Below are 25,945 nucleotides of genomic sequence, written 5' to 3' on the forward strand. Positions count from 1 at the left end.
CAGATAAGAGTAAGATACATCGCCCAGCTGGATGGATAGGCTTCGATTATTCTCGTCCACCATGCTAGTATAAAGTAATAGCCTTAATTAATAGGCGCTTTAGGAGTCATATATGAAAAACGTTCAAGCGCAAAAAGCAGACGCAAGGAGCTTCGTTGCCAACTTGTATCAGAATGGGAGAACCCCATCAGAGCGTTTTGGTGTGACTTGGGAGCAGTTGAGCGCTCTAGAAAAGAAAGTTCCTTGTTTGACACAACATACACGTGACAACCAACGGGAATCAGCCTGATAGATAGCGCCCCACAGGGGGCGTTTTTGCTTTCCCCAATTAAAATTCCAAGTTAAACCTCAAGTGCAACCTAGGCACCATTGCTATCTCTGGGTCTTGGTTTACCTCATCCATCACTAAATCACACACCGGAACAATCTCATCACGCGCAAACTCGCGCCCTACTTTCTCAGGATCACCAAGGCCGCCGGCGTTCTGGGGAATAATCCCCGCTTTACCCGTCGGAAAACGATGCCCCACTAACACATCTTGCGCGGTGATATTCTTGATTCGCTCGAACTCATCTTTCGTCGCAATGTCGCCAACCGGTATCAGCTGAATGCCTTTTTCCTCGCCGTTGGGGATGTTCACAAACATACTGCGGAAATTGCCCACGCCCTTACTTGCTTGAATTTTCTCTTTGAGTTCCTGCTCGTCGTCTTTCGATAAATTCGGGTCCGTGGCGTAAAAAATGTAACCCATGTGCGCGCCGTTCTTGTAGTAGCGACGGCGAAACAGCGTGGCATCTTCATTTAACAGCGACGATTGCAGCGAGCCTAAGTAATCCGGCAAGCCATACACTTGCTGTTGCGGGTCATATTGAGGCAGAAATATCACATCCTCTGCGCGATAGGTGCGCTGCTTATCATCCCGCTCCAGCAACGCAAAATTGCCATTTTTACGGCGGCGTAGGTACATTGACGGCAACGGGCACAGCCCAATCACACGGCCAAAATAATCACGCAGCTTGAGCAACGCCGCATCGCCAAAGGTGAAATAGTCTCGCAAGAATTGCTGCATCTCGCGGCGCTTCATCCCGCCCCCGCCAGTGAAACGCGCGCTCACATAGTTAGCACGCGCAATCAAGCAACTGCCGTGGTACGCGTTGGCATTTGGGATACGCGCCAAGCCGGTGCGACTAATGGGTGGCTCCCAGTAATCATCCATGTCGTTGTAAAAGAGCTCACTGTATTCGGTCAGCCAGCTGTCAGAATTCACCGCTTCTGCATTTCCATCGATGCTAAACACCGTGGATGACTCGGCCTGCTCGTCGGCGTGTGCTTCTTGCTTGTACTGCTGCTTCTTTTTTCTGCTCATGCTGCGGTTGCCCATGTCGATTTGCGTTTGGTGGTGTGATCCAGCGGCTCATTAATCAATGCGTGCGCGATGGCCCAGAAAACATCTGCGTGACCCGATAACTCTGAGCGGTCAGCTTTGAATGTCATTCTGTTACCGCTGGATGTGGCCGTGCGCTTGATAGCCATAAATGCGGTCGCAATGTCTTTTTCTTCTTCGTTAAATTGCAGTCGTTCACTTTCGTAGACATCTATCATCTTGAGAACGAGACGATCTTTTGTTTCATTGCTGTAGTGAATCGGCACCGTTTCGCGCGGAAATTCTTTGCTCAACATGTCGTGAACACCGACGCCGATGCCGGTTGAGTCCATCCCCAAATAGGTGACGTTATAGCGAGAGAAGACTTTTTTTATCTGCGCAACTTGATACTGAAAGTTCAAGCCATGCCAGTAGTGCTTCTCTAGCACGCGGAATTTTTCTTTTTCATTGATAGGCGGGGCAACAACGACGAGGCATGCATTGTCTCGGGTTCGGCTTGGGTCATAACCTAGCCAGACCTCACGACGGCCAAATGGCCGATCTTCACCGGGCTTAAAGTCGCGCCACGTTGATGGGTCAACCATCAGCCGTTTGAGTTTTGACAGTTTGAAGACACTGGTCGAGTCATCAACGAATTCACACATGTAGAGGTTGGCAAACGCATCCGGCGATTTTTCCTCTTTTAAGCGATCAGGGTTAATGAAATGACAGCCACCTTTTACCGCGTCATAAACATTGATGATGTATCGCCATTGCTGGTCTGGGCAGACACAGCCGCCGTCTCTCATTTCTTTTTCTGATGGGAAGCTAATATTGGCGCGAGTTTCTTTGCCTTTTCTCCATGCCTCCCCCGTCCAAAATGGATATGCGGGGTGGTTTTTTGCCGAGGGTGTCGAAATATAAGTGATATGAAAATGCTCATGCGTCGAGCAGCCCTCAACAACGTCACTGACTCGCTTAAAGTCGCGAATCCAGAAATACTCATCGATGTACACGTTGCCCGAGCGAGATTGCGCAGAGTTCGCATTAGTCGATAGAAAGTGAAGCTCAGCGCCATTGCTTAAAATAATTGGGTTTCCGGTCAGTTCGAGCTCGAAGAATTGAAGTGCAATTTTGCAGATATAGCTTCGAAATACCTCGGCCTGGTTGCGAGTCGCTGAAATAAAAATCTGGTTATGCCCGGTAAGAACGGCATCTTCAAACGCTTCGCCCGCTGTGCCATATGTAAAACCGATTTGGCGAGACTTGAGAATATTGCGAATGCGCGGCATGTTTGGGTCGTTCTTCACTTCACGCGCTAAGCGCTGATAGTCGAATAAACTCGCCACCCATTCTTCAAAGTCTGATTCAGTAAGCTCGCTAATATCGTTCTTTTTGGCTTTGCGCTTACCTCCAGGTTTTTGACTGCCTTTTCTGCTACTCGAGCCACTGTTATCGCGCTGGTTTATTGATGCCTTTTTGAGTTCAATTTCCGCCGCTGATTTTCGGAACTTGAGCTCTTTTTCAAGTAACAGATCCAACTCTTTCAACTGTGCTGATGACTTCTCATCTTTATTGAGTAGCGCGCTAATGCGTCGCTCTATCGCTTCGCTTACCCCCTCTTCTGATAAAAGGTCAGCCCAGCCATTTTTTTTAGCCCAGTTATACACAATGCGAGAGCTCGGCAAGTTCAAGTCACTCGCGATCTCTTTTGGGGTAAGTCGCCGCAAATATAACGAACGCGCTGCGGCTTTTATTTCGTCGGAATATGCCATATGCGGCAATAGTACGCCGCCAAAAGCACCACATAACCAACTGAAATTCGGCTTTATTCGGATATGCGCTAGATCCGAATTTTGGCGAACGCACGATGATGAAAGGAGTTATTCAGCGGCGTATGTTTGCGGTAATTGATAACGCATTCGCATTAACGAGAAAGGTCAAATGAGCAAATGAGCAAGCAAACTGGCTGGATTATTGTCGCAACTGCTGGCGCTACCGTTGATGGCCGCACCATTACCGAAGCGTGGATTAAAGACATGGCGGCGCAATACTCACCCGATGAGTATCAAGCGCTAATCTGGCCAGAGCATTTTCGATCCAGCTGGGCGCCCTTTGACGGCAAGAATTGGGGCACCGTGGATGAACTCAAAGCCGCAAAGAAAGGCGGCGCATTACGCCTTTTCGCAAAAATCACCGCCAACGATTACCTACTTCTTGCCAACAAAGACGGCCAAAAGCTGTTTACCAGCATCGAAGCAGACCCCGACTACAAAGGCTCTGGCCGTTGTTACCTGCGCGGCCTTGCGGTAACCGATTCCCCCGCCAGCACGGGCACTACGCGCTTGAAATTCAGCATCGGCACCGAAGAAAAGCAGCGTGAATACAGCCAGCTTGAAAGCCTTGTTTTTACTCAAGACCCAGACAGCACCAACCCAGACACCAACGAACACGACGTAAAAGAAGCCGTCGCGTTTTTCCGTGGATTTAAAAAAGTATTCGGTGGGCTATTTGGGGAGAGCGCACCACATACCAACCACACCGAACCAGAGGACACCGACGTGACCAAAGAAGAACTCGCAGCCGAATTGGCTAAACAGCTCCAGCCGTTTAGCGAAAAGCTGGGCACGCTTGAAACCAAAGTGAACGCGTTCAGCCAGCAAGAAGCCGGCGACAACAGCCAAGGCGATGGCGGCCAGCCAAAAGCTGACCAAGGCGAACAAGGCCAAAGCCAAAGCACTGAGCCACAAGGCGGCCAGCAATCACCGCAATTTAGCGCAGAGCAATTGAGCAAGGCACTCAATGACGCGGTAAATCCACTCGCTGAAAAGCTCAATGGCTTGGAAAACAAATTCAACGCGCTAACCCAAGAAGCGCCGGGGCAACGCCCAGGCGGCACTGGCGGTGGCGAAAGCGCACCAGACTTGGTTTAAGACAGGAGCAATCAACACATGTCGCAAGTGTTAACAGAACACGCACAATCCATGATGGACGCCTACGCACAACAGCTTGCGAAGTCTTATGGTGTGCAATCAACTCGTCACCTGTTCAATGTATCGCCCGCGCAAGAAACTAAATTGCGTCAGGCAATCATTGAGTCAGCTGATTTCCTAAAAATGATCACCGTCTCGATGGTTGACCAAGGGCAAGGACAAGTCGTTGATTTGGGGCTGTCTAAACTCCATACCGGTCGCAAAAAAGGCGAGCGATTTGCTCAGCCAATCAATGTCGGTGGTCATCAATATAGCTTGGTTGAGACCGACTCATGTGCCGCACTGACGTGGGAAATGTTGTGTCAGTGGGCAAATCAGGGCACACCAAACCAGTTTATGAAACTGGTGAGCGAATACACCAACCAGATGTTTGCGCTAGATAAAATCCGCGTCGGTTGGAACGGCATTGAAGCCGCTGAAACCACAGACCCAGACGCCAACCCACTTGGCGAAGACGTTAACGTCGGCTGGAACGAGTTTGTGCGCCAACGCAAAGCCAGCCAAATCATCACGGATCCAGTGGTGTTTGATGCCGACGGCGGCGGTGATTACAAAACGCTGGATGCCATGGCCTCAGACCTGATCAACAACAACATCAATCCGGTATTCCGCAACGACCCACGCTTAACCGTGTTCGTTGGCTCGGGCTTGGTCTCAGCCGCGCAGTACCACATGTACGACAACGCCGATAAGCCAAGCGAGCACATCGCCGCGCAGCAATTGTCGAAAGACATTGCAGGCCGCAAGGCATACACGCCGCCATTCTTCCCTGAGTTTGGGATGGTCGTGACGATGCCGAAAAACCTGCAAATTCTCACGCAGCGCGGAAGCAGCCGCCGCAAAGCGCGTCACGAAGAAGACCGCAAGCAGTTTGAGAATAGCTACTGGCGCATGGAAGGCTACGCCGTCGGCGTGCTCGAAGCCTATGCCGCGTTTGATAAAGCGTCCGTGGGTACCAGCTCCACTGCCGACGGCACCACCACCGACGGAACCGGCGCATAACGATGAAGCTGTCGCCTGTTCAACGCGCCAAAGCGAGAGCCCAAGCGGGGCAATCTGCCCCGCTTGGCAAAGACGTCGATACCGACTCACTCCACATTAAGTTGATTGAGCTCGATGAAGACGTTCAAGCCATGCGCCACCGCTTTGCCGCAATTGCTGATCGCATTCAACACAAGCGCGATGTGCTGCTGCCCAAGTACCAGCCACTTGCACAAGCGTTTATCGACTCAGGCGACCGCTATCAAAACCCACTTTTTGCCCACGTGCTTGTGTGGCTGTTCGACGTCGAAGACCTAGAGAAAGCCATCGAGTGGTGTTTGATAGCGATAGAACGCGACATCCCAACCCCGGATTTTATGAAGCGTAACTGGCCGACGTTCTGCGCCGATCAAGTGTTTGATTGGTGCGAACGACAAGCCGAAAACGGCGAAAGCATCGAGCCCTATTTCAGCCAGGTGTTCACGAAGATTTGCGACGACTGGCGCTTACACGAAAAAGTGAATGCCAAGTGGTTCAAATTCGCGGGCTTGATGCTGCTACGCGACGAAAACGGCCGCCCACGTCCGAGTGCCGTGGGCGACAAGAAAACATTAGAAACCGCGCACGCACTACTCGAGCAAGCGCACAACTACCACGCGAAAGTGGGCGTGAAAACAATGATGAACAAGATCGAGATGCGCATCAGCGCGCTCGACACAGGGAAGAATTTGTAACCGTCTCCCTACCGCCGCGCGCCCGGCTGGCGATGCATGTTGGCACAGCCAAACACTGCAAACGACCCAGTGGCTAGGGCGCACTTATTAAACACGGAGAACGATATGGGCTTAGGCGGCAAACGACCAGAAGCACAAAACACCGACATTCCAGCCGATGGCTGGCCTGCGCTGTCAACGGCTGAGTTTCGTTCGCTGCGCCGCATCGCGTTCACGTTCGATGAAAACAGTATTGCGATGGCGGTAAGCATTGCCGCGCAAGCAGTGCAAAACCAGCTCGCTGGCATTGACCGCTCAACGCTAAAAGGTGGTTTGCTGCTGGCATACAAGCGCGCCGTTTATAGCCGCGCTCACGCGGATTTGTTGCCCGAGTTTGCAACCCAAAGCCGTCGTGATGAAGCAGAGAACGCCGCAGAAGATGCACCAGAGCAAGACGCACGGTTTCGTGCCCAAAGCAATCGAGATATTGCGCTGATATTGGGGCGCAGTGCGAACGGGGTGGAGCTGATCTAATGGCAATCACTAAGTTGGAACACCTCACCCAGTACATGATTGAGCACATCAAAGGTGCAGTGCTCGATAACAAAATTGATGCATGGCAGGAGAACGCCAGCATTGAAGTGAACGGCGAAGACCGGGGGAACGGTGGCTACATCATTGCCGATTGGCGCTATCGCGCAGTGATCAGTATTGAAGCGTTTCCACATGGACAAATGGACGCGCGCAACATTCTGGCGCTTGTCGCGTGCTGGCTATCGGATTACGACAGCGACCGAAAAGACCACGATTTAGCCGATCCGGAAATGGCTATCGATGTGATTGATTGGCAAACCGCAGATTTAGCCATCGAGCTGGAAATGCTCGAGCAAGTGGAAATGGTACCGGACGAAAACGGACTGATTAGCTATCGCGGAAAGCAGTACCACGTGCAGCCAGTGGATATCTGGACTGCAACCGAGGCGGAAATTACCAATGCGTCCAACGATTGAAGTTAATCAGCGCGATGCGCTCAATTTCAACGAAAAACTGGCAATGCTGGCGCTACCGCGACGCAAGCGCACATGGATATTGAAATCGCTAGGGCGCTGGGAGAGACAAAACACACGCCAGCGCATTCGGCAGCAAAAAGGCATTGATGGCCAAGCGCTAGAGCAGCGCAAAAACGGACGCAAGAAAGTGATGCGTCGCATGGCAAAGGGTTTAGAGCCATACGTTAGGCACAACGCAACCGAATTAGACCTGACTTGGAAGAACAAGCTCACCGCCCAAATCGCAGCGCGTCATTACTTGGGCCAAGCGCAACGAGTGACCGCGCGACAGATGCAAAAGCGGTTTGGCAAGCCGGATTACAACGCCCCCGCATCGCGAGGCATGGCACGCAAGCTGCGCGAGGTGGGTTACACGGTAAGCACAAAATCAGGCCGAGGACGCAAAAAGCCCACGCTCAAGTGGATTCAAGCAAACCTAAGCCACGGCCAATGCGGGCTGTTAATTCGACAGCTAAGCAACAAACCCCAGCAACGCGCTTGGGATATTCCGTTGCCGGAGCGGCAAATCCTCGGCAGCAACCAAACCGACGTTAACCGCCAGCTCGTGAAGATTTTCGAGCAGGCAAAACAAAGGAAATAGCAATGGCACTGGGCAAGGTACAGATAAACAACTTAAACCTCGGCCAAGGTGGCATCCCTGAAATCGAGCGGCACTTGCTGTTCGTGGGCACCACCACTAAAACCGAGCTACAAAACACGCTCACGCGCGTTAACGCGATGACCGACCTCAACGAAGTGGTTGCCGATGATGTGCTGGGCGAAAACATTAAAGCCGCGCAAACCGAGGGCGGGCAAAACTGGACAGCCGCTATTTACGGCTTGCCCGAAGCGGGTAGCTGGGTTGATGCCGTTGAGCAAGCGAACGATCACGACTCGTTCGAGGGCGTGGTATTGCTCGACCCTACAACCGATAAAAGCGACTTTAACGCGATGCAGTCTCTGCACAAAACGCTGATCGCCAAACTAGGACGCTGGCAGTTCTTTATTGCTGCTGTGCCCGGCATCGATAAAGCCGCACAAACATGGTCGGAATACACAAACGCAATGGTGGAGCTGGTAAAAGACGTTGCCGCGAACATGGTGGTACCGGTGCCGCAGCTGCATGGTAACAATGCGGGCGTGCTCGCTGGCCGCTTATGTAATCGCGCAGTAACAGTGGCCGATACGCCCATGCGTGTCGCAACTGGGCCCGTCACCTCATTGGGCGCCGCACCCGTTGATAGCGAAGCGAAGCCACTGGAAATGGCAACACTGGGTGCTCTCGCCAAAGTCCGTTACTCGGTGCCGCAGTGGTACCCCGACTATGAGGGTGTCTACTGGAGTGATGGCACAACACTCGAAGCCAAAGGCGGTGACTACCAATTTATTGAGTACGTTCGCCCTGTTCATAAGTTGAACCGTCGTGTGCGTGTTAAAGCCATTCGCCGCATCGGTGACAAGATCCTCAACTCCACTCCGCGTTCGATTGAGATGAACAAGCAGTATTTCTCAAAAGACATGCGCCAAATGAGTAAAACCACCGAGATTGGCGGCATTACGTTCCCCGGCGAAATCATGCCACCACGCGATGGTGATGTGTCCATTCAGTGGATGACCAAATCCAAGGTGAACATTGGTTTGCTGGTACGTCCGCACAACTGTCCCAAGCACATTGTGGTGAACATTGCGCTTGACCTGACTAACCCAGCAGACGCGGAGGCCTAATGAGCACTGTTATTTCTGGTAAGAACCTGCGCTTTAACATCGGTGATCTGAAAATCGTGGCCAGCAAATGGACGTGTTCAATCACTGATAACAGCGCCACCAATAAATCCAACGGCGTACCCGATGGCTGGGTGGAAGGTGATGTGGAAGCATCCGGCGAAATCGAGCTCACCACCACCAACTTTAACTTGCTAATGAAAGCGGCAGAGAACGCAGGCGCATTCCGCGCATTGCCAGAGTTCGATGCCATGGGATACGGCAAGACAAACAAAGACGAGTTGAAAGTCGAGATGTTTGGCATCCGCTTGAAAATCTCAGACCTGCTCGACGTCGATGCCAACGGTGGTAGCGCACTGATGCACAAGATCCCCTATGAAGTGACCAGCCCAGATTTTGTTCACATCAACGGCGTGCCCTATCTGCGTGAAGACGAGATAGAGGACTTGGTTAACTAATGCCGGACATATTTGATCATGCAAGCGGCGTTGAAGCCCAATTCCAAAAAATGGCGCTGGAACGGCAACTGGCAACCACGGCCCGTGCGCAAAACCAACACGCGCACAGCGAAACGCATTGCCTTGAGTGCGGCGAGGAAATCCCCGCCGCACGGCGAGAGCGCATAAAGGGTTGCAAGTTCTGCCCCGAGTGCCAAGCGGCCCGAGAGTAGGAGTCACTATGAACCAACTCTTTCACGAATGGTTTGAGAAATTGACCGCGTATTTGACATACCTGATGTCGGGTACCGGTGTCTTTCTCGGGCTGATGAGTGTTGAGCAGTGGATTTCAATCATTGTCGGCATTATCGCCCTAGCGGCGAACATCTGGCACAAGCGGAAAATGCAAAAAATCGCACGCGAGAAGGGGATCTTTATCAATGAAGAAACTTAACAAAGCGATTTGTTCTGTCATCGCGGTTATCGGGATCATGACCGGTTCAACCGTTTATGACGCCACAACCGCAACAGAGCCCGTGGGTGATGTTGTCATTGAAAACCAACACGTGGCATCGCTTCGCGTCAGCCCTGCCGGGCTGAGAATCATCGGTAACGCGGAGGGGTGCCGGCTGGAGCCCTACACCTGCCCTGCTGGATTGCCAACCAATGGAATTGGCAACACGCACGATGTTAAGCGTGAAGCGATATCGCTGGAGCAAGTCGCCAAAGACTGGGCAGCAAACATCAAAGACGCGGAACGCTGCATCGAAAACGCCGAGGAAAAAAGTGGCCAAACACTGACTCAAGGCCAATTCGATGCGTTTGTCTCATTCAGCTTCAACACGGGATGCACGCGATTCATGCGTAACCGTGACGGCAGCAGAACGCAGATTTACACCAAGATTATCCGCGGTGAGTTTGATGCAGCCTGTAATGAGTTGCCTCGGTGGGTGTATGGCGGTGGCCAGCGATTAAACGGATTAGTGATACGCAGAGGAAAAGAACATGCCCGGTGCTTTGCGAGCAATTAAGTGGCTAGGCATTGTCGCGCTGATTGCAGCCGTGATCGTGCTATGGGTGATGCTGGATGCCAGCCACGAACAAGAGCAATCACTCGCGCAAGAGCTTGAACGTGTAAAGCAGCAGCGTGACGCACACGCCGAACAGCTGCAAACGATAGGCGAAGAAGCAACAGCAACTAATCAACTACTTGTCGAGCGCAAGCGAAAGAGCATAGCCAAAGAGGAAAAGACACGTGAAAACAAAGCAGCCATTAAACAAAACATCGCTGGTATTCACTGCGCTATTCCCTCTGATGTTACTGAGCGGCTGCGCCAAGACTACTGAAACTGAGGTGCGGGTAGTCAACAAGTTACCACCGGCGGGGCTGGTCGTTCCTTGCGATAAACCAGCGGTTAACGGCACATGGCCAGCGGTGATTGCAGAAGACATTCCCAACCTGAAAGCCGCACTCAGTGAGTGCGCTGGACAAGTTGAAGATTATTTGAACTGGCGTGAACAGCAGGCCAGAAACAACCAAACGGAGAAAGACCAATGAAAAAAATCGTACTCACCGTCGCGGGCACAGATACCCATTTTGAACCCACTCCAGAGCTGTACGCGGATTACATGGGACAAGTAGCCCAGGGCAACATTTCGGATGCGGCGCATAACTTTGTAATGCAAAGCGCGACCGAAGACAGCAAGCCAGCACTACGCGAACTCACTGAAGAGAACGCAGGGGCAGCGATTCAGCTTGCTGGGGTGTTAATGCAAGAGTACGCGCCAAAGGTTGATATCGCGGTAAAAAAATAGAGCAGCAGGTCGCGGCAATTGAGCATAGCGACCTAGCAAAGCTGCTCGCATACCGACGTAAATGGCTACCACATGGCGAGGATAACGAGCGAGATATCGCCCGCGCAATGTGGTTAGAGAAAGAATACTGGCAGAACATGGCAACAGCCACCGCAAACGGCATTGCCAAAGGATTTACAGGCTAACGCATGAGTTTACCCGAACCGCTGCGATTTACCGTTGGGCTTGTTGACCAAATCAGCAAGCCGCTCGGTAATATCCGGCGCCAGATGAACCAATTCACCGAGGGCTACCGCGATGCTAGTTACACTATGGCATCAGGTGCGGCCGGCATGGTGGCGTCTGGTTATGCGTTACAACGTGCCATGATGCCAGCCATCGAGATGGACCGCGCGCTGGGTGAGGTGAAATCACTTGGCGTAGCGGATGACAAACTCAAACAACTGACACAAACCGCACTCAAATTCAGTGTCGAATACGGCAAGTCTGCAACCGAGTTCGTGGGCGCGAGTTATGACATTAAGTCAGCCATGGGCGCGCTAAGCGGTGACGAACTCGCAGGTGTTACGCGCAGCAGTGCGATATTAGCGGCAGCGACCAAGGCAGATGCGGCGACAATTACCAGCTACATGGGCACCATGTACTCGGTGTTCAAAGACCAAGCCGAAGCGATTGGCAAAGACAACTGGGCGCAACAGCTCGCAGGCATGACCGCTAAATCGGTGGAGATGTTTAAAACCACCGGGCAAGGAATGTCGGATGCCTTTAAATCGGTTGGCGCGTTAGGTAAAAGCCAAGGCATTGCGATTCAAGAGCAGATGTCTGTGCTTGGGTTGCTGCAAGGCAGTATGTCAGGCAGCGAAGCAGGTACGCGTTACAAGGCATTCTTGAATGGCGTAGTGAAAGCACAAGACCAGTTAGGCATGGCGTTTACCGACTCCAACGGCAAGATGCTCCCCATGTACGAGATCATGAACAAACTGCGCAACCAGTTTGGTGATCTCGATGCCATGGAAATAGCACAAATCAAAAAGGCGTTTGGTTCGGATGAAGCCGTTCTAGTGGTGACCGACCTCATTAACAAAACCAAAGATTTGCAGTCCAGCGTTAGTGACTTAAACGAGGCATCCACGCTGGATACCGCCATCAACATGGCCAAAGACATGACCGACCAATGGGAACGGATGGAGCAAGGTATCTTTGCCATTCGTACCGCCTTTGGCGCGGCTTTGCTGCCCTCACTGGTACCCGTGCTGTCATCACTGGCCGATGGAGCTGGCGAGATCATCAAATGGACAGAGCTATTCCCCAACCTCACTAAATACATTGGCTATGCCACGCTGGCGTTCTTTGGCCTCGCCGCCGCCGGCGGTGCTGCCACGTTGATGATGGGCATTGGAACACAAGTAATGCTCACTTGGAGTATGGCAACCAAGATAGCTGGCGGAGTTACCAGTGCGCTGCTTGGTATTTTACCGTTGCTAACTAAGGCTATATCAGTAGTCAATTTAACGATGATGGCTAACCCTATCATGTGGATTGTTGCTGGCATCGCAGCCGCTATCGCCGCGGTTGGAGCGCTAATCTATTACTGGGATGATTTACGCGCCGCATTCGGTGATACCGTTATTTTCCAAGCTTTCGATTTCTTTGGCCAAGAGGCGGTAGCCGCATGCCGCGCATTGTTCGATGCCATGAAGCCTATCCTGACCTTGATTGGATACATCATCATGGGAATAGGTAAAGGCATTGTCTTTGTCATTAAATTGCTGTGGCAGGTCGCTTCGTTCGTCTTCAAAGCAATCATTCAGGCATTTCAACCCTTTATTTATCTGCTCGATGTGATTCGAACTGGCGTGGTGTATCTGTTCTCAGGGTTTGTGTTCAGCATCGGTGTAGCGCTGCGCGCTTTCAGCTACCTCTTCAAATTTGTATCCGCTGGCTGGCAATGGGTGCTGTCAGGTTTTCAAGACGTGTCAGGGTTCGATTTCCTATTCCAGATAACTGACGACATTAAAGCTGCTTTTGATGACATGTTTGCTTGGTTAACCAGCATGTTTGATGGCGTCATCGAAGAAGCCAAAGACCTCGTTAGCTGGATACCCGGCTTAGGCGATGACGACGAGCAGCCGGGTAAAAAAGTGCAAGCCGTTGCAAGTGCCACCCCACGCAACCAAGTGCAACGCGGTGGTGCGGCTCGTGCCATGGCGAGTTATCAAACCAACGCCACCCACTATGGCGGTGTCAGCATTTACGCCCAGCAAATGAACAATCCGCAAGACCTCGCCACCGAACTGGAGATGAACACGCCATGAGTTATCTCTATCAAGACATTCTAATTGAAAACGGTGATGTGGTACTCGATGACGGCCGCAACCCCGTGATGATTCAAGACCGTGCAGTTATCGCGCAAGACATTAAGCACGCGATCATCGAATCGGGTTATGCCGTGGATTTAGTCGGCGAGAAGTCCCGCGCCCGTCGTGAAGACATTAAAACGCAAATCGAACTGCTGGTTGAAGAAGACAAGCGCATTGTGCCGGGTACCGTGCGCATTGAAGAGCCAGAGCTCGGCAAACTCTGGATATTCGCAATCACTCAAGACTTTGGCGAGATGGAATTAGAGGTGCTGAATGGCTGATATCCCAAAACCGGATTATAAGAAAATCGTCAAAGAGGCAGGTATACCCACCGATGCAAAAGCATGGCGCAAAGTGCTGCAAGATGAGATGGAAAAAGCCGGCTCGACAATCAACAACGACAGCCGCTTTTCACCGTTCTGGCGCATGATTGAACAAGCCGTGATTGTATGCACAACCTGGTTGATTAACACTTTGCTGGTTGGCTACATCCTGCCAAATATGTTCTTGGCCACCTCCACCGGTGAATGGCTAAAGATGATGGCATGGGCGGTACGCATTAAGCCTAAGCCTGCCTTTAAAGCGCGCGGCAAAGTCGTGTTTCAGCGTGCAGCAGCGAAAGGGCCCGCGCTGATCATCCCCAAAGATACATGGGTACAAACCGAGCCCATCAACGGCACCATTTATCGTGTGCGCGTGACGGAAGACGTGACCCTACCCGAAGACCAGCAGACCATATCCGCCCCAGTGGAAGCCGAACACGCGGGCGCAGCTTATAACCTTGGTGGCGGGTATTACCACATTTTGCCTGAGTCCGTTAACGGCATTGGCGCGGTCACGAATACTGATGACTGGCTAGATGATGCAGGCGCCGATGAAGAAAGCGACGACGAACTGCGATTGCGGGTACGTAATCAGTGGTCGGCAGTGGCCAAGTGGCATATCGATGCGGCCTATCGTTCGCTGCTAATGGAAAAAGCCGGCATTCAAGATGACAACATCTATTTCGAGCACAATGCGCCGCGTGGCCCCGGCACAGCAAACGCCTATATTTTGCTAGATACGGGCGACCCATCGCCCGACATGCTGACCATGCTAAACAAGCACATTCAAGATAACGGCCAGCGCGGGCACGGTGATGATTTGCTGATAAAAGCGCTACCCAAAACCGATACGGATGTGCGCGTCACTGTGTGGCCAGAGCCAGAACTTACCGATGATGAACGCATCAAGCTAAAAGCCAATATCGAGCAGCTGATCCATTGTGCGTTCCGAGAAAATACCGATTTTGACGTAACACGCACCGAGCCATTGAGCCGCTTTTCATTCTCGATGCTGGGTAAAGAGCTGCACGCCAATTTCACGGGCATTCAATCACTGGATTTTGAAAACAGCGACATTATCACCGCGATGAACGTGCCACGCATTCGCACGCTGGAGGTCACCATTGCGTCTACCTGATATCAAATTCAAGTTCTGGATGGGCCGCGGCGAGCTTACTAAGTTCGCCAAAGGGTTGCGCGCGTATTGGGGTCATGTTGAGGCAGCACTCAAAATGCCATTGCAGCAGCACGACCCACTGACCGCGCCAATGCCATTGGTGCGCTTGCTAGCTTGGCAGCGTGACATCTCCCCGCTCGAGCGCGAGCCGGAAGAAATATTCCGTATTCGTGTCGCGTATGCCTATGAATTCGCGCGTCATGGTGGCGAGGTGGACGGGTTCCACAACATGTTTGAAAAGCTCGGGATTGATTGGATAGCCATTCACGAACGGCAAGACCCTGTTCAATGGGACGTGGTAACCATCGAAACCGCAGACGGCGACCTCGCACAAAAAAGCTGGTTGATGAACGCAATGATCCGGCAATACGGGCGTACTTGTCGCCGCTATCGATTCAACGTCACCTATCCAGTGGCGCTATCGCTACGCACTTATCAATTCTCACATGCGTTTCAGCTCTGTACAGCCAGCGCATTAAACCAAGTAACGCTCAACGGCCGCGAACGTGCCTTTGAACATAACCAGCAACTCTTTATCGCAACACTGGAGAGTAAACAATGAGCCAAACGGCAATCCCGCTGGAGTTTGAAAAGTACCTCCAGAATAAAACATCACTCAACAAGCCGACGGATTTAAACGAAGTCGTCTTTGCGATGATTCCCGATTTAGACCCAAGCGCACCCATCGACCGAAACAGCTCACTGCCGCCTGTGGGGCAATGGGTCTATCAGCAAGACGTTGACCAAATCGGTAAATCTGGCGATAACGCGGTGGTCTATTCCGTGGTGATCCCCGGCACCGTCGCCCCCTTTCAATTCAACGCTATGTTCTTGCGTGATAAGAACGTGCCGGAAAGTTGTGGGGTAATTGTTCACAAAGCGACGGAAACCAAAGAAGTCGGCATGGCGCTGACCAAATCGCTAATGATGCAGTTCGACGGCGCCGCCGCCGCAGGCAATGTGACCATTGATGCGGAGACGTGGCAGATTGACTACAGCGCCCGATTACGCGGAATGGATGAAGACTTACGCTTGGTAAATCTCGACAACTACGGGCACACCGCATTTGTTGACGGCTTTGCCGTGACCCGCCATGACGTTGACGCAAACAAATACCTAATAGCACCTGGTGTGGTGTATATCGGCGGGTTGCGTGTTGCGCTCAACGATACGTTAGTGCAAACCGTTGCCGATAAACCCAAAACGCTATATATCGACGCTTACCGCGACGGTACCGCCCTATCTGATTGGGAAAACTTGTTCGATATCGTCGCCAGCAATGACGAACTCACCGACTACACCGCCCAAAACGGCCGCCCCCACTACGTAACCAAGCTGGCCCGCATCAACAGCGACGGCAGTATCGAAGACCTGCGCCAACGCGGCGGCCTGCAAGCGCACTTAGATGCTGAAGATCCTCACAGCCAGTACATCCCCAAATCCGCCATCGCGACCATCGAAGAAGCCAAGCAAGGCAAAAAAGGCAAAATGACGGATGCTGAGGGGGTGCATGCCGCGTTTAATCAGTATGGTTTAGGGTCATCCGAATTCAATGAAAACATTTTGTCCTACAAATCCTTGACCAATCCAAAGCCAACAGGATTTTATAGATACGCAGATAACTGCACTAATAAGCCCTCATCAACTAACGGTGAGGTTATTTGGATTAACAGAAGCGCAGGTACTCAGTCAGCAGTCACCATTGATGAAAACGGAAACGCTTTCTTTGGTAGGGAGTCAACCCCCGGATTCTGGATAAAAATTACGTCCGAAAACGACAAAGCCAATACCGCAGAACTTCTGCAAGGCACTAACGACAAAAGATATGTGACATCTAAGGGTGTGAACGACGCGCTAGACATGGTCGGCTTTGTGCTTTGGAGCTCCGGCAAACAGAAACCAAAAGGCCGATGGATCAAGCCCGCCCGCGTCGAGCTATCACGTACAGCCTATGCAGAGCTTTGGCAATTCGCGCAAGACAGCGGAACGCTGGTTGATGAATCACTGAAAGATCAAGACCCAGAAACATACGCCCCATGCTACGGCACCGGAGATGGCTCCTCGACGTTCACAACACCAGATTACCGCGGTGACTTTTTCCGTGTAGCAGATGATGGCCGGGGAGTTGATGCTGGTCGTGAATCGGGAACTTTTCAAAGTGATGAATTAAAAGAACATAACCATGACTATCGAATGTACGGATTGAGTGACTTTGATCCTACAGGAGGGAGAAAAATAGTCGGTGGTGACACAAATGGAACCGATCGAGGGGAGTATAGAGTTGATAATTTCGGAGGCTCTGAAACTCGACCTCGAAACGTTGCACTTGTCGCATGGCTTAGGTACTAGGAGGCACAATGGGGAACATAAATACTCAAGTTGAAGAACAACAAATTCAAGTGCCACCGCGCGAGCCTATTGCAATCTACTACTTCCACTATAAAACGGGCGAGTATATCGGCACAGGCACAGCGGAACCCGACCCGCTAGATGACAAAAACTGGCTTGTGCCCGGTAATGCCACAGTAGAACCATTACCCGAGCTTGAATCTGATCATGTTGCCGTTCGTATCGGCGGCAAGCATGGCAAATGGGAATCGATGCTCGATAAACGCGGTACCGAATACTGGCTAGCCGATCGGTCAAAGCATGTAATCGACAAGCTGGGTGAGGATGTACCCGCGAACGGGCTGTTAGATGACCCCGGTTCAACCCAAGAAGAACGCGCACTGCAACGAGCGCGCGAAGAGCACGCATGGGTTAAATCCGAGCTCGACAAAGTAGAAGTACAGCTGATGTATCACTGGACAAGCGACCCGCGCGCAAAAGCAACTGTTGACCAATGGTCGCAGTACGCACAACAGCTACGCAACTACACATCAACTGACGACAACGGCAACCCGTACATCCGAGATGGTGAGACGCGCCCTATTTCACCGTTGGATGCGCCAGCACAGGAGTAATCCATGCTCTCACTATCTGGCACTCCTATTCAGCTGAAAAACCTAAAAGTCACCGCTAGGCATCGCCTGGCGGGTGACGACATGTCAGGCCAATCAGCATCAACAGACCAAGCCGAAACAGGCGATAAAGCTAAGGTGCTAGCCGTCACTGGCACGCTGAACTATGCAGAGCACAATGCACTAAGCCAGCTGTTCGCGTTGGCCAGCGCAAAAGATAAAGGTGCCCGCAAGATTTATCGCATCCAAAACCGCACCGCGAAAACAGTCAAAATTCGAGAAGTGAAGTTTCAAGGCACAATCACGGCGCAAGAAGATGCCCAAAAACGCCAGTGGATGATCAGCTTTGAGTTGGTGGAGCATCACAGCGTGCCCGAACGACAAGAGCAGCGCGAGGACGATAAAAAAGCACAGCAACAAAAAGTGGATGGCGCGACAACACCGGTGGAGAGCGGTGAAGCCACCGCACAAGCCGATGTGCCACCAGGTACCGACGTGGAGCTGACCGGGTTCATGGGCTTGCTAAAAAAACTCGATGAGGCGCTAGCATGAACAACCAACGCTTTGTCATCCAAGCCTACGTGGGCAAACAGAAAGTAAACGTTAGCAGCCACCGGCTAACGTTTAACTACAACAGCCCCGGCACCGCAATGCTCACCGTAAAAGCCGAGCCAGAAAAAAACGCGATTGTGGCAATCGACATGGGCTGGGGTGAAAGCGTTAAGCGCACGTTTATCGGTTTTATCGAACGCACAACACGAGAAGCTGAGGGCTACACACGCATCTTTTGTCGCGAACTAGCGGCGATGCTCTATCACCCACTAGATGTGATCATACGCCACCCGACACTGATGCAAACACTCAGCAATGTCACCGAACAAACCGGCTTGCAGTTCGTCGTACCGGAACGCGCATACAGCCAAAGCGCCATCCCCTGCTTTTATTCGGTTGGCAACGGCTATCGCATCATGGATGAAATAGAGCAGGCGTTCAGCGTGCCGGATTTATTCTGGCAGCAACAAGGCAATGGCCAAATCTACGTAGGCAGCTATCAAGATAGCTACTGGGCATCCAAACCAGTCAGTATTCCGGCAAGCATCATGCAGCCGCACAACGGAAAAAAATCCGCAAAACTTTCGTGCGTTCCCCACGTAAAGCCGGGGGCAATCGTCAACGGCCGCCGTTTGCAAAAAGTTGAACACATCAAAACAGAAACGGTGCTCGAATGGATGTAAAAGCAATAAAGCGCATCATCTACCGCCTGTTCCCTGAATTGACAGGCAAATGGCACGTGCCGCGCTGGGGTAAAGTCGTCGCACTACCTGAGCTACCGAGCGAGGGCGATTTGTCCGATCGGTTCTATCCGCACTATGCCGCCGATATTGCACTACTCGACGAAAAAGGCCGCGAGCTGGATAAGCCAGTGCTGCAAGCAGTGCCACTCCCCGTGCCCGGCATCGGGGATCATGCAGGCCGACTAGAACCGCCAAACATCGGTGCCATCGTCGAGCTAGGCTTTATTTTTGGCCAGCCAGACAAACCCTTTATTCGTACCGTGCTCCCGCTGGGCTGGAAGTTGCCAGCCATCAAAGAGGGAGAAAGCCGATACCAACAGCGCCAAGGCGTTTACCACCTTGTTGACCAACAGGGAAACTTTCGCAGCATCACAGACAAGCTAGCGCAACTGCACTGCGACTTACGCGAAGTACGCGCGCAAACAGAACAAGACCACCGCAGCCCCAAAAGCTGGTTTGGTTCCGAGCAAGAGAACGTGCTGCGTTTACTCAGCGAGCTAATGCAAGTCGTCACCGAACTATCAAACACATGCGCAAGCCACACGCACAGAAGCCCCGAGACTGGTGCACCAACTAGCGCGCCACATCAAGCCGCCACATTCACCGGCCACGGCAAAGACTCAACAAAACTGAAAGACCGCCTAGACCCCATCACCAAGTAACCCGCAAAGGATCACGAGCGCACCAAACGGTGCGCTTTTTTACGCGCCTAACAACGCCACACAGCAGCGCTAACCGCTCACCGACCTATCCACGCACCAAAGCCATAAACACGCCATCACACGCCAGAAAGCGCGCACGAAACCCACGTAACAGAGCGTCCACGTGACGGAATCCGCACTCCTCCTCCCCGCCCGCGACGTTTTCGATGTAAAAAATTTCGCAATAATCCCGAGTGCAAAAATATAGCGCCAGACCCCGCAAATACTGGGGTTTGGCGTCTAATCCAAAATTTCAAAAATTGAAAAAATTTTCAGTTAATTGCAAAAAAAAGATCCCAAAAGATCGCGATAGTGTTTGTAAACTATTGATTGGTATAGGGTGCTCGTGTTTTTCGTCACAATTGCAACGATCTAACGCAGCGAATAAACGATCTTGAGAAGAGGCGGTAAGGCCAGAGCTGGCGCGTTATCGAGAGCGGTTTGGAGGTAAAACAAAATTTCAATTAATCGCAACGCTGAGCGAGTTGCTGTTTGTCCAAACAAAAAACGTGTTAAGGGGGACTATTAGGGATACCGAGGGAGACCAGATAAAAAGAGCAGGTTTACAGTCTCCCTATGAGTACCCCTTTTGCCATAAAGCACTGTTTTTATTAATCAGTAAAACCAATCCAACATGGGTGCAACAGAGAAACGCTGCATCACCGTTTTAGGCGTCACATCAGGGCTGGCGGCGGTTTTGCTGGGGTTAGTCATGGTCTCGAATCTCTGCAATTACGTTGAACGACGGTCATTTTCGACAGGCGGACGCGGATTATACACATTGCACCGGTAAGATTTAAGCAGAACAGGTGAACGTGAAGGGTTTGAAATAGAAACGCGGCTGTAATGACCTAAAGTAGATGGCGACCCTTTTCTCCTAGCGCTGCTGCGAAATCCGAAAGTATTTCTCTGCCACTAAGTAGCTGATCACCGCCTCTTTTTGTCGGTCGCGGAATTGGTTTACCCATTGATGAGCATTGTTGATGATCGCTTGTGCTTCATGTGGATGAGTGAGGTAGTAGTCGATGACTGCCTCTAGGTTGGAAAAATCGGCGTTGACCTCGGCATAGTGGACTCCAGGGATTAATTGGCCCTCCATAAACCAAGTTTCATATTCCATTGGGGGTGACAAGCAAAGCGAGTTGGAGGACATTATCCATTTTAAGTTGGTGGCAACGTCTTTCCCTTCCACACTGAGAATAAACTTATGCTGTAGCTGCGCTTGCGGTGTCAGCGGGGCTTTTCGATAGGCTTGGTCAGTATCATTCACGGGGCGTGTATCCCCGACATCAATGGTTGGATGCGTGTAAAAGCGCTGAAGAAGCTGGCGGCGCTTGTGATTGAAGCAGCGCCCACGCCATACCGCGCTATCGCGTTTTTGCCCAAACGGCACAGGATCATTAATAAATTGGAAGTGACGCACCGCGTTGAGCTTGAGCAGGACGGCGTTTTGATTGTCGCCATGAATCGGTCGGCTTTTCACGAATGCTGGCGTGGGCGGCGGTTGTGTCACATCGCCGCCTAAGTAATGCAGAAACAAACCATTTGGGAACCAGCGCATTACCCGCAATATATCGAGAAAATATACCGAGCCTTGATCTTGTCTCACACGGCCCGTCTGATGATCGCAATATTGCTCAGACAAACAAAATGGCGCATTCAAACGGTTATAGTAGCTGACGCGCTGGTCGATATCGGATTGATGTTGCTGATAAGTGGGGAAAAGTTGCCTGCGCATCCAAGTGCGATACCAATCATTAGGGATCGCATTGAGTGCCAAGTTATAACTATAGTAGCGGAGTTTATTCACGGCCTTGCTCCGTCAATCCATATGCAGGAAAGCCTAGTTGAGCAAGATGACGAGGGTATGAAATGGGCGAGAGAGCCGAACGATGTGCTCTCTCGCGACAAGACTTATTCGATGGTGAATTTGCCTTTCATCACAGTCCAGTGGCCTGGGAATGAGCAGAAATAGGTTAAGTCTTTGCCTTGCAAACCTTCGGTTGAGAAGGTGATGGTGGTGCTTTCACCGCCGCCAATCAGCTTAGTGTGTGCCAAGATGCGATCGTCGCCTTGTGGCAGATAGTCGTTATCTGCGCCGGCACCGGCGCCTTTCATGGCGATATCTTGCAGGTTAGACGTTTCCGACAGCACCCAGTTGTGGCCCATAGAGGTCACAGGCATTGAGCCTTGATGCTCCAGCGTTAACGTGACTTCGCTGCAGCTTGCTGGTACGGACAACGATGACTGGTCGTAGGCCATTTTATCGCCGGTGGTGACAGTTAACTCACACTCATTGGCAGCCGCTTGCGTTGAAACAGACGCGAACGCCAGGGCGGCGAGGGCTAACAGTTTTTTCATCGGTACATACTCCTATTATGGATGTAAAGGTATGTTTTTAATGCCTGTGGCACGCTGTCATCATACTGACATGACAGCGCAAAACAGTTAGCCGATTCAAAAATCGACTGATTGGTTTTTATTTTTACTTCTATCATTACTGTAGGGTAACTGATCGCGATCAAGTGATATTGGACTACCTATTTACACTTGTGGCAAAGCGCATAGGATGACGATAGGTGGGGTGCGATGTTATACAGCTATGGTAAGATAACTGACTGACTGTTAGCACTTTGAGGCGCTATGACCAACACCACTGGGTTACTGCACCGCGCACAGCAGCTTTGCGAGCAACGCGGCGTGCGATTAACGCCGCAGCGGACGCGCGTTTACGAGATTATCGCCAACTATTCACGTGCGATCACCGCCTATGAGCTGCTAGACGAGCTGCGTGAAACAGAGCCACAAGCCAAACCACCAACGGTTTATCGTGCGCTAGACTTTCTGTTAGCGCAGGGGTTTGTGCATAAGGTGGAGTCAACCAATAGCTATATCGCTTGTTGTCATCTTGGCCACCAGGGGCACTGCTCCCAACTGCTCATCTGTGATCAATGCGGCACCGTGGAAGAGTGTCACACTGAGGAGCTTTCTGAGGCGTTGCGTGAAAAGGCGCAAACAATGGGGTTTGAGGTCCAACATCACGTGATTGAAACCCATGGTACCTGCGCACAATGCCTAGCTCACTAATACTGAATTGATTAGGACGGACATTCTTTATGGAAGCACAATTCGTCAACCCGTTTCTTACTTCACTGATCAATGTGCTACAGACGATGGCACAGCTGGAAATCCAGCCAGAGAAGCCTCACTTGAAAAAGTCAGAGATCGCCAAAGGGGACGTTTCTGGGTTAATTGGCATGGTCGGCCCACAGACTAAGGGCTCCTTTTCCGTCACCTTTGATGAAGATATGGCGCTTGAAATCATGCAGCGTATGCTTGGAGAGCGGTCCGAGTCGATTGATGAAGAAGTGACGGATATGGTCGGTGAGATCACTAATATGGTGACAGGTGGTGCGAAGCGTATTTTGTCAGAAAAGGGCTTCGAATTTGAGATGGCGACCCCTGTGGTCGTATCCGGCAAAGGCCATACCATCAACCACAAAAGCGATGGGCCTGTGATCATCATGCCATTTAAATCCCCGCACGGCACTGCCTTTATTGAGATCTGCTTCGATCACTAAACGGACATACGTCGCAGACGGTCACGCGTTGTGCCAAAGGCGATAGCTCACTAGGTGGCCTCCAATGATTGGCCCCCAAAAATATAAAAACGCCGCGATAACCATCGCGGCGTTTGACTTTCTCAATCACGGTTCCGCTCAGCTTAGGCTTGGCGCCACTGTTTAAACGCGTTGATCAGGCCATTAGTTGAGCTATCGTGGCTTTCGACCTGCTGCGCATCACCGAGCTCAGGCAGAATGTTACTCGCCAGCTGTTTACCGAGCTCAACGCCCCACTGATCAAAGCTGAAGATATTCCAAATCACCCCTTGGGTGAAAATCTTGTGCTCATACATGGCAATCAGCGCGCCAAGTGTATAAGGGGTAATTTTCTCCACCAAAATCGAGTTGGTTGGACGGTTGCCTTCAAACACTTTAAATGGCGCAATCGCAGCCACGTCTTCGGCTGATTTGCCCGCTTGCGTCAACTCAGCTTCGACTTGCTCACGGCTCTTACCAAAGGCTAGCGCTTCCGTCTGGGCGAAGAAGTTCGCCATCAATTTGGCGTGATGGTCGCCAATCGCATTATGACTGTGCACAGGAGCAATGAAGTCACATGGGATCAACTTGGTGCCTTGGTGAATCAGCTGGTAGAAAGCGTGCTGACCATTCGTGCCTGGCTCGCCCCAGATGATAGGTCCTGTTTGGTAGTCAACCGGGCGACCATTGCGGTCGACATACTTACCGTTTGATTCCATATTGCCTTGCTGGAAGTAAGCCGCAAAACGGTGCATGTATTGGTCATACGGTAAAATAGCTTCTGATTCCGCCCCGTGAAAGTTGTTGTACCAAAGACCAATCAGTGCCAATAAAACCGGCATGTTCTGTGCCATCGGCGCGGTTTTGAAGTGATTGTCCATTTGGTGCGCACCATCAAGCAGCGCGACAAAGTTGTCGTAACCTACACCCAAGCAGATAGACAGACCAATCGCCGACCATAGTGAGTAGCGGCCGCCAACCCAATCCCAGAACTCGAACATGTTGGCGGTATCAATACCAAAATTCGCCACGGCATCGGCATTGGTTGATAGCGCGGCAAAATGCTTCGCCACCTGGGTCTCATCCCCTGCTGCATTCATAAACCAGTCTCGCGCCGTGTGTGCGTTGGTCATGGTTTCTTGGGTGGTAAAGGTTTTTGACGCCACCAAGAACAAGGTGGTTTCCGGGTTAAGATCTTTTAACGTCTCAGCCATATGGGTGCCGTCGACATTAGAGACAAAGTGCAGGTTAAGGTGATTCTTATACGGCGCCAACGCTTCAGTGACCATGTAAGGACCCAAGTCTGATCCGCCGATACCAATATTCACCACATCGGTGATCGCTTTACCGGTATAACCTTTCCATTCGCCACTGATCACGCGCTCGGAAAAAGACTGCATCTGCGTCAGTACCGCATTAACCTTAGGCATCACATCTTCGCCGTCAACCATCACAGGCGTGTTGCTACGATTACGTAGTGCTGTGTGGAGAACCGCGCGATCTTCTGTACGGTTGATTTTCTCACCGCTAAACATTGACTCAATCGCTTCAGCGACCCCGGTTTCGTCGGCGAGTGCCAATAACTTGGTCAGCGTTTCTTCGCTGATCAAGTTTTTGGAATAATCCAACAGAATGCTGTCTTCGAATTGCGTTGAGAAGTGGGCAAATCGCTCTGGGTTATCAGCAAACAGATCAGCCAGTGTGTAGTCCTGCGCTTCTTCAAAATGGGCGGTCAGTGATTGCCACGCCACGGTCTGAGTGGGATTCGTTGTCTTTAGCATCATGTCATCCAAATCGCGTTGTGAGTGCTGCTGTGGGTATCACAGCAGGCAAGGATCCTGTATAACGTCAGCACCACCACGCTGTACGCAGCGGTCATTGGTGTAATATTACATAATCATGGCTCGATTCTCACATCTAATCGCTGTGAGTAGGTTGCGATCAATCATAGAATAGTTGGATCGCCTGTGAGCCAACAGCATACGATAAAGATCACAACAAGGATTGCTTATGTGGTATCAAACTGAGATTCGTCTGCGTGCTCGGCCGCGCGGGTTTCACCTGATCACCGACGAGATCGTGCACGCGCTCCCCATGTTGGGCGACATGGATGTGGGTATGGTGCAAGTGTTTATCAAGCACACCTCGGCGAGCTTAACCCTCAATGAAAACGCCGACCCGACCGTGCGCCAAGATATGGAGGCGCACTTTAATCACTCAGTGCCTGAGCGAGCGCCTTATTATCGCCACACCTACGAAGGGGACGATGACATGCCAGCGCATATCAAAGCGTCATTGTTAGGCGCAAGCGTCACGGTGCCCATCAGCCAAGGTCGGCTGAATTTAGGCACGTGGCAAGGGATTTATCTGGGCGAGCATCGCGATGAGGGCGGCATGCGTACCTTGGTAGTGACCCTGCAAGGCGCACCACAAGCCAACGTCTAGTCTCGCTGGCCA

The 25,945-nt window shown here is 51.6% G+C and carries 31 protein-coding genes; 26 read left to right on the top strand and 5 right to left on the bottom strand.

All coding sequences use genetic code 11. From position 1 onward, the window contains the following. Positions 1-328: 328 nt before the first annotated feature. Both WN56_RS06930 and WN56_RS06935 read right to left on the bottom strand, forming a co-directional pair. Positions 329-1,366: a phage portal protein gene (locus WN56_RS06930; RefSeq protein ID WP_046074413.1), complete on the bottom strand. Its 1,038-nt coding sequence runs from the start codon at positions 1,364-1,366 to the stop codon at positions 329-331. Beyond that, positions 1,363-3,138, bottom strand: a complete 1,776-nt coding sequence (locus WN56_RS06935; RefSeq protein ID WP_046074338.1) for a terminase large subunit domain-containing protein — start codon at positions 3,136-3,138, stop codon at positions 1,363-1,365. The genes WN56_RS06930 and WN56_RS06935 overlap by 4 nt, the downstream gene beginning before the upstream one ends. A 177-nt stretch (positions 3,139-3,315) precedes the next feature. Between WN56_RS06935 and WN56_RS06940 the strand changes: the two genes are divergently transcribed. The 23 genes from WN56_RS06940 to WN56_RS07050 all read left to right on the top strand — a co-directional run bounded on the left by WN56_RS06940 (position 3,316) and on the right by WN56_RS07050 (position 19,850). After that, complete coding sequence (locus WN56_RS06940) at positions 3,316-4,296, top strand: GPO family capsid scaffolding protein (protein ID WP_046074339.1); 981 nt, start codon at positions 3,316-3,318, stop codon at positions 4,294-4,296. Between the two features lie 18 nt (positions 4,297-4,314). Beyond that, positions 4,315-5,358 carry a phage major capsid protein, P2 family gene (locus tag WN56_RS06945; protein ID WP_046074340.1) on the top strand — a complete coding sequence of 348 codons (1,044 nt, stop codon included), beginning with the start codon at positions 4,315-4,317 and terminating at the stop codon, positions 5,356-5,358. A 2-nt stretch (positions 5,359-5,360) separates the two neighbouring features. After that, the gene (gpM, locus tag WN56_RS06950) at positions 5,361-6,071 is read left to right on the top strand and encodes a phage terminase small subunit (protein ID WP_046074341.1); all 711 of its coding nucleotides are present in this window, start codon (positions 5,361-5,363) and stop codon (positions 6,069-6,071) included. A 105-nt stretch (positions 6,072-6,176) separates the two neighbouring features. Beyond that, on the top strand, positions 6,177-6,584 hold the full coding sequence (locus WN56_RS06955) for a head completion/stabilization protein (RefSeq protein WP_046074342.1): 408 nt from the start codon (positions 6,177-6,179) through the stop codon (positions 6,582-6,584). Beyond that, positions 6,584-7,060, top strand: coding sequence for a phage tail protein (locus WN56_RS06960; protein ID WP_046074343.1), 477 nt, complete (start codon positions 6,584-6,586; stop codon positions 7,058-7,060). Before WN56_RS06955 ends, WN56_RS06960 begins: the two co-directional genes overlap by 1 nt. After that, positions 7,044-7,700, top strand: a complete 657-nt coding sequence (locus tag WN56_RS06965) for a virion morphogenesis protein (protein ID WP_046074344.1) — start codon at positions 7,044-7,046, stop codon at positions 7,698-7,700. Before WN56_RS06960 ends, WN56_RS06965 begins: the two co-directional genes overlap by 17 nt. A gap of 2 nt (positions 7,701-7,702) precedes the next feature. Then, positions 7,703-8,824 (top strand): DUF2586 domain-containing protein, encoded by a 1,122-nt coding sequence (locus tag WN56_RS06970; protein ID WP_046074345.1) that lies wholly within the window; start codon positions 7,703-7,705, stop codon positions 8,822-8,824. Next, positions 8,824-9,279, top strand: a complete 456-nt coding sequence (locus tag WN56_RS06975; RefSeq protein ID WP_046074346.1) for a phage protein — start codon at positions 8,824-8,826, stop codon at positions 9,277-9,279. Before WN56_RS06970 ends, WN56_RS06975 begins: the two co-directional genes overlap by 1 nt. Then, complete coding sequence (locus WN56_RS06980; RefSeq protein ID WP_046074347.1) at positions 9,279-9,491, top strand: TraR/DksA C4-type zinc finger protein; 213 nt, start codon at positions 9,279-9,281, stop codon at positions 9,489-9,491. The genes WN56_RS06975 and WN56_RS06980 overlap by 1 nt, the downstream gene beginning before the upstream one ends. Positions 9,492-9,499: 8 nt before the next feature. Then, a complete protein-coding gene (locus tag WN56_RS06985; RefSeq protein ID WP_046074348.1) occupies positions 9,500-9,712 on the top strand; it encodes a hypothetical protein in 213 nt (70 codons plus the stop codon). Next, complete coding sequence (locus WN56_RS06990) at positions 9,699-10,289, top strand: lysozyme (protein WP_046074349.1); 591 nt, start codon at positions 9,699-9,701, stop codon at positions 10,287-10,289. The genes WN56_RS06985 and WN56_RS06990 overlap by 14 nt, the downstream gene beginning before the upstream one ends. Then, entirely contained in the window at positions 10,264-10,605 is a 342-nt protein-coding gene (locus tag WN56_RS06995) for a hypothetical protein (RefSeq protein WP_046074350.1), read from the top strand. Before WN56_RS06990 ends, WN56_RS06995 begins: the two co-directional genes overlap by 26 nt. 7 nt (positions 10,606-10,612) lie before the next feature. Beyond that, the gene (locus WN56_RS07000) at positions 10,613-10,816 is read left to right on the top strand and encodes a hypothetical protein (RefSeq protein WP_369795694.1); all 204 of its coding nucleotides are present in this window, start codon (positions 10,613-10,615) and stop codon (positions 10,814-10,816) included. Beyond that, a complete protein-coding gene (locus tag WN56_RS07005) occupies positions 10,813-11,073 on the top strand; it encodes a putative phage tail assembly chaperone (protein WP_046074352.1) in 261 nt (86 codons plus the stop codon). The genes WN56_RS07000 and WN56_RS07005 overlap by 4 nt, the downstream gene beginning before the upstream one ends. A gap of 188 nt (positions 11,074-11,261) precedes the next feature. Further along, the gene (locus WN56_RS07010; RefSeq protein ID WP_046074353.1) at positions 11,262-13,388 is read left to right on the top strand and encodes a phage tail tape measure protein; all 2,127 of its coding nucleotides are present in this window, start codon (positions 11,262-11,264) and stop codon (positions 13,386-13,388) included. After that, complete coding sequence (locus WN56_RS07015) at positions 13,385-13,714, top strand: DUF2590 family protein (RefSeq protein WP_046074354.1); 330 nt, start codon at positions 13,385-13,387, stop codon at positions 13,712-13,714. Before WN56_RS07010 ends, WN56_RS07015 begins: the two co-directional genes overlap by 4 nt. Beyond that, on the top strand, positions 13,707-14,894 hold the full coding sequence (locus WN56_RS07020) for a baseplate J/gp47 family protein (protein WP_046074355.1): 1,188 nt from the start codon (positions 13,707-13,709) through the stop codon (positions 14,892-14,894). The genes WN56_RS07015 and WN56_RS07020 overlap by 8 nt, the downstream gene beginning before the upstream one ends. Then, the gene (locus WN56_RS07025) at positions 14,881-15,495 is read left to right on the top strand and encodes a phage tail protein (protein ID WP_052708036.1); all 615 of its coding nucleotides are present in this window, start codon (positions 14,881-14,883) and stop codon (positions 15,493-15,495) included. Before WN56_RS07020 ends, WN56_RS07025 begins: the two co-directional genes overlap by 14 nt. Next, on the top strand, positions 15,492-17,282 hold the full coding sequence (locus WN56_RS16745; RefSeq protein ID WP_082084430.1) for a phage tail protein: 1,791 nt from the start codon (positions 15,492-15,494) through the stop codon (positions 17,280-17,282). The genes WN56_RS07025 and WN56_RS16745 overlap by 4 nt, the downstream gene beginning before the upstream one ends. Before the next feature lie 8 nt (positions 17,283-17,290). Further along, the gene (locus tag WN56_RS16535; protein ID WP_052708037.1) at positions 17,291-17,896 is read left to right on the top strand and encodes a hypothetical protein; all 606 of its coding nucleotides are present in this window, start codon (positions 17,291-17,293) and stop codon (positions 17,894-17,896) included. Between the two features lie 3 nt (positions 17,897-17,899). Then, entirely contained in the window at positions 17,900-18,445 is a 546-nt protein-coding gene (locus WN56_RS07040) for a hypothetical protein (protein ID WP_046074356.1), read from the top strand. Beyond that, entirely contained in the window at positions 18,442-19,128 is a 687-nt protein-coding gene (locus WN56_RS07045) for a hypothetical protein (protein ID WP_046074357.1), read from the top strand. Before WN56_RS07040 ends, WN56_RS07045 begins: the two co-directional genes overlap by 4 nt. Further along, positions 19,119-19,850, top strand: a complete 732-nt coding sequence (locus tag WN56_RS07050) for a hypothetical protein (protein ID WP_046074358.1) — start codon at positions 19,119-19,121, stop codon at positions 19,848-19,850. The genes WN56_RS07045 and WN56_RS07050 overlap by 10 nt, the downstream gene beginning before the upstream one ends. A gap of 916 nt (positions 19,851-20,766) precedes the next feature. Here the strand turns inward: WN56_RS07050 and WN56_RS07055 are convergent. Further along, complete coding sequence (locus tag WN56_RS07055; protein ID WP_046074359.1) at positions 20,767-21,699, bottom strand: glycosyl transferase family 90; 933 nt, start codon at positions 21,697-21,699, stop codon at positions 20,767-20,769. 104 nt (positions 21,700-21,803) lie between these two features. Next, positions 21,804-22,250 carry an azurin gene (azu, locus tag WN56_RS07060; protein WP_046074360.1) on the bottom strand — a complete coding sequence of 149 codons (447 nt, stop codon included), beginning with the start codon at positions 22,248-22,250 and terminating at the stop codon, positions 21,804-21,806. Positions 22,251-22,532: 282 nt separating this feature from the next. On the opposite strand from azu, the gene zur reads away from it, so the two are divergent. Both zur and WN56_RS07070 read left to right on the top strand, forming a co-directional pair. Then, the gene (gene zur, locus WN56_RS07065; RefSeq protein ID WP_046074361.1) at positions 22,533-22,976 is read left to right on the top strand and encodes a zinc uptake transcriptional repressor Zur; all 444 of its coding nucleotides are present in this window, start codon (positions 22,533-22,535) and stop codon (positions 22,974-22,976) included. Between the two features lie 29 nt (positions 22,977-23,005). Then, positions 23,006-23,470 carry a chemotaxis protein CheX gene (locus WN56_RS07070; protein ID WP_046074362.1) on the top strand — a complete coding sequence of 155 codons (465 nt, stop codon included), beginning with the start codon at positions 23,006-23,008 and terminating at the stop codon, positions 23,468-23,470. Between the two features lie 143 nt (positions 23,471-23,613). Here WN56_RS07070 and pgi read toward each other — a convergent pair whose 3' ends face one another. Continuing rightward, positions 23,614-25,269, bottom strand: coding sequence for a glucose-6-phosphate isomerase (gene pgi / locus WN56_RS07075; RefSeq protein WP_046074363.1), 1,656 nt, complete (start codon positions 25,267-25,269; stop codon positions 23,614-23,616). Between the two features lie 229 nt (positions 25,270-25,498). Here pgi and WN56_RS07080 point away from each other — a divergent pair, with 229 nt between their 5' ends. Further along, the gene (locus WN56_RS07080) at positions 25,499-25,933 is read left to right on the top strand and encodes a secondary thiamine-phosphate synthase enzyme YjbQ (protein WP_046074364.1); all 435 of its coding nucleotides are present in this window, start codon (positions 25,499-25,501) and stop codon (positions 25,931-25,933) included. The last annotated feature ends 12 nt before the right edge of the window (positions 25,934-25,945 follow it).

Source organism: Salinivibrio sp. KP-1, from assembly GCF_000968645.1.
GTDB classification, from domain to species: domain Bacteria; phylum Pseudomonadota; class Gammaproteobacteria; order Enterobacterales; family Vibrionaceae; genus Salinivibrio; species Salinivibrio siamensis.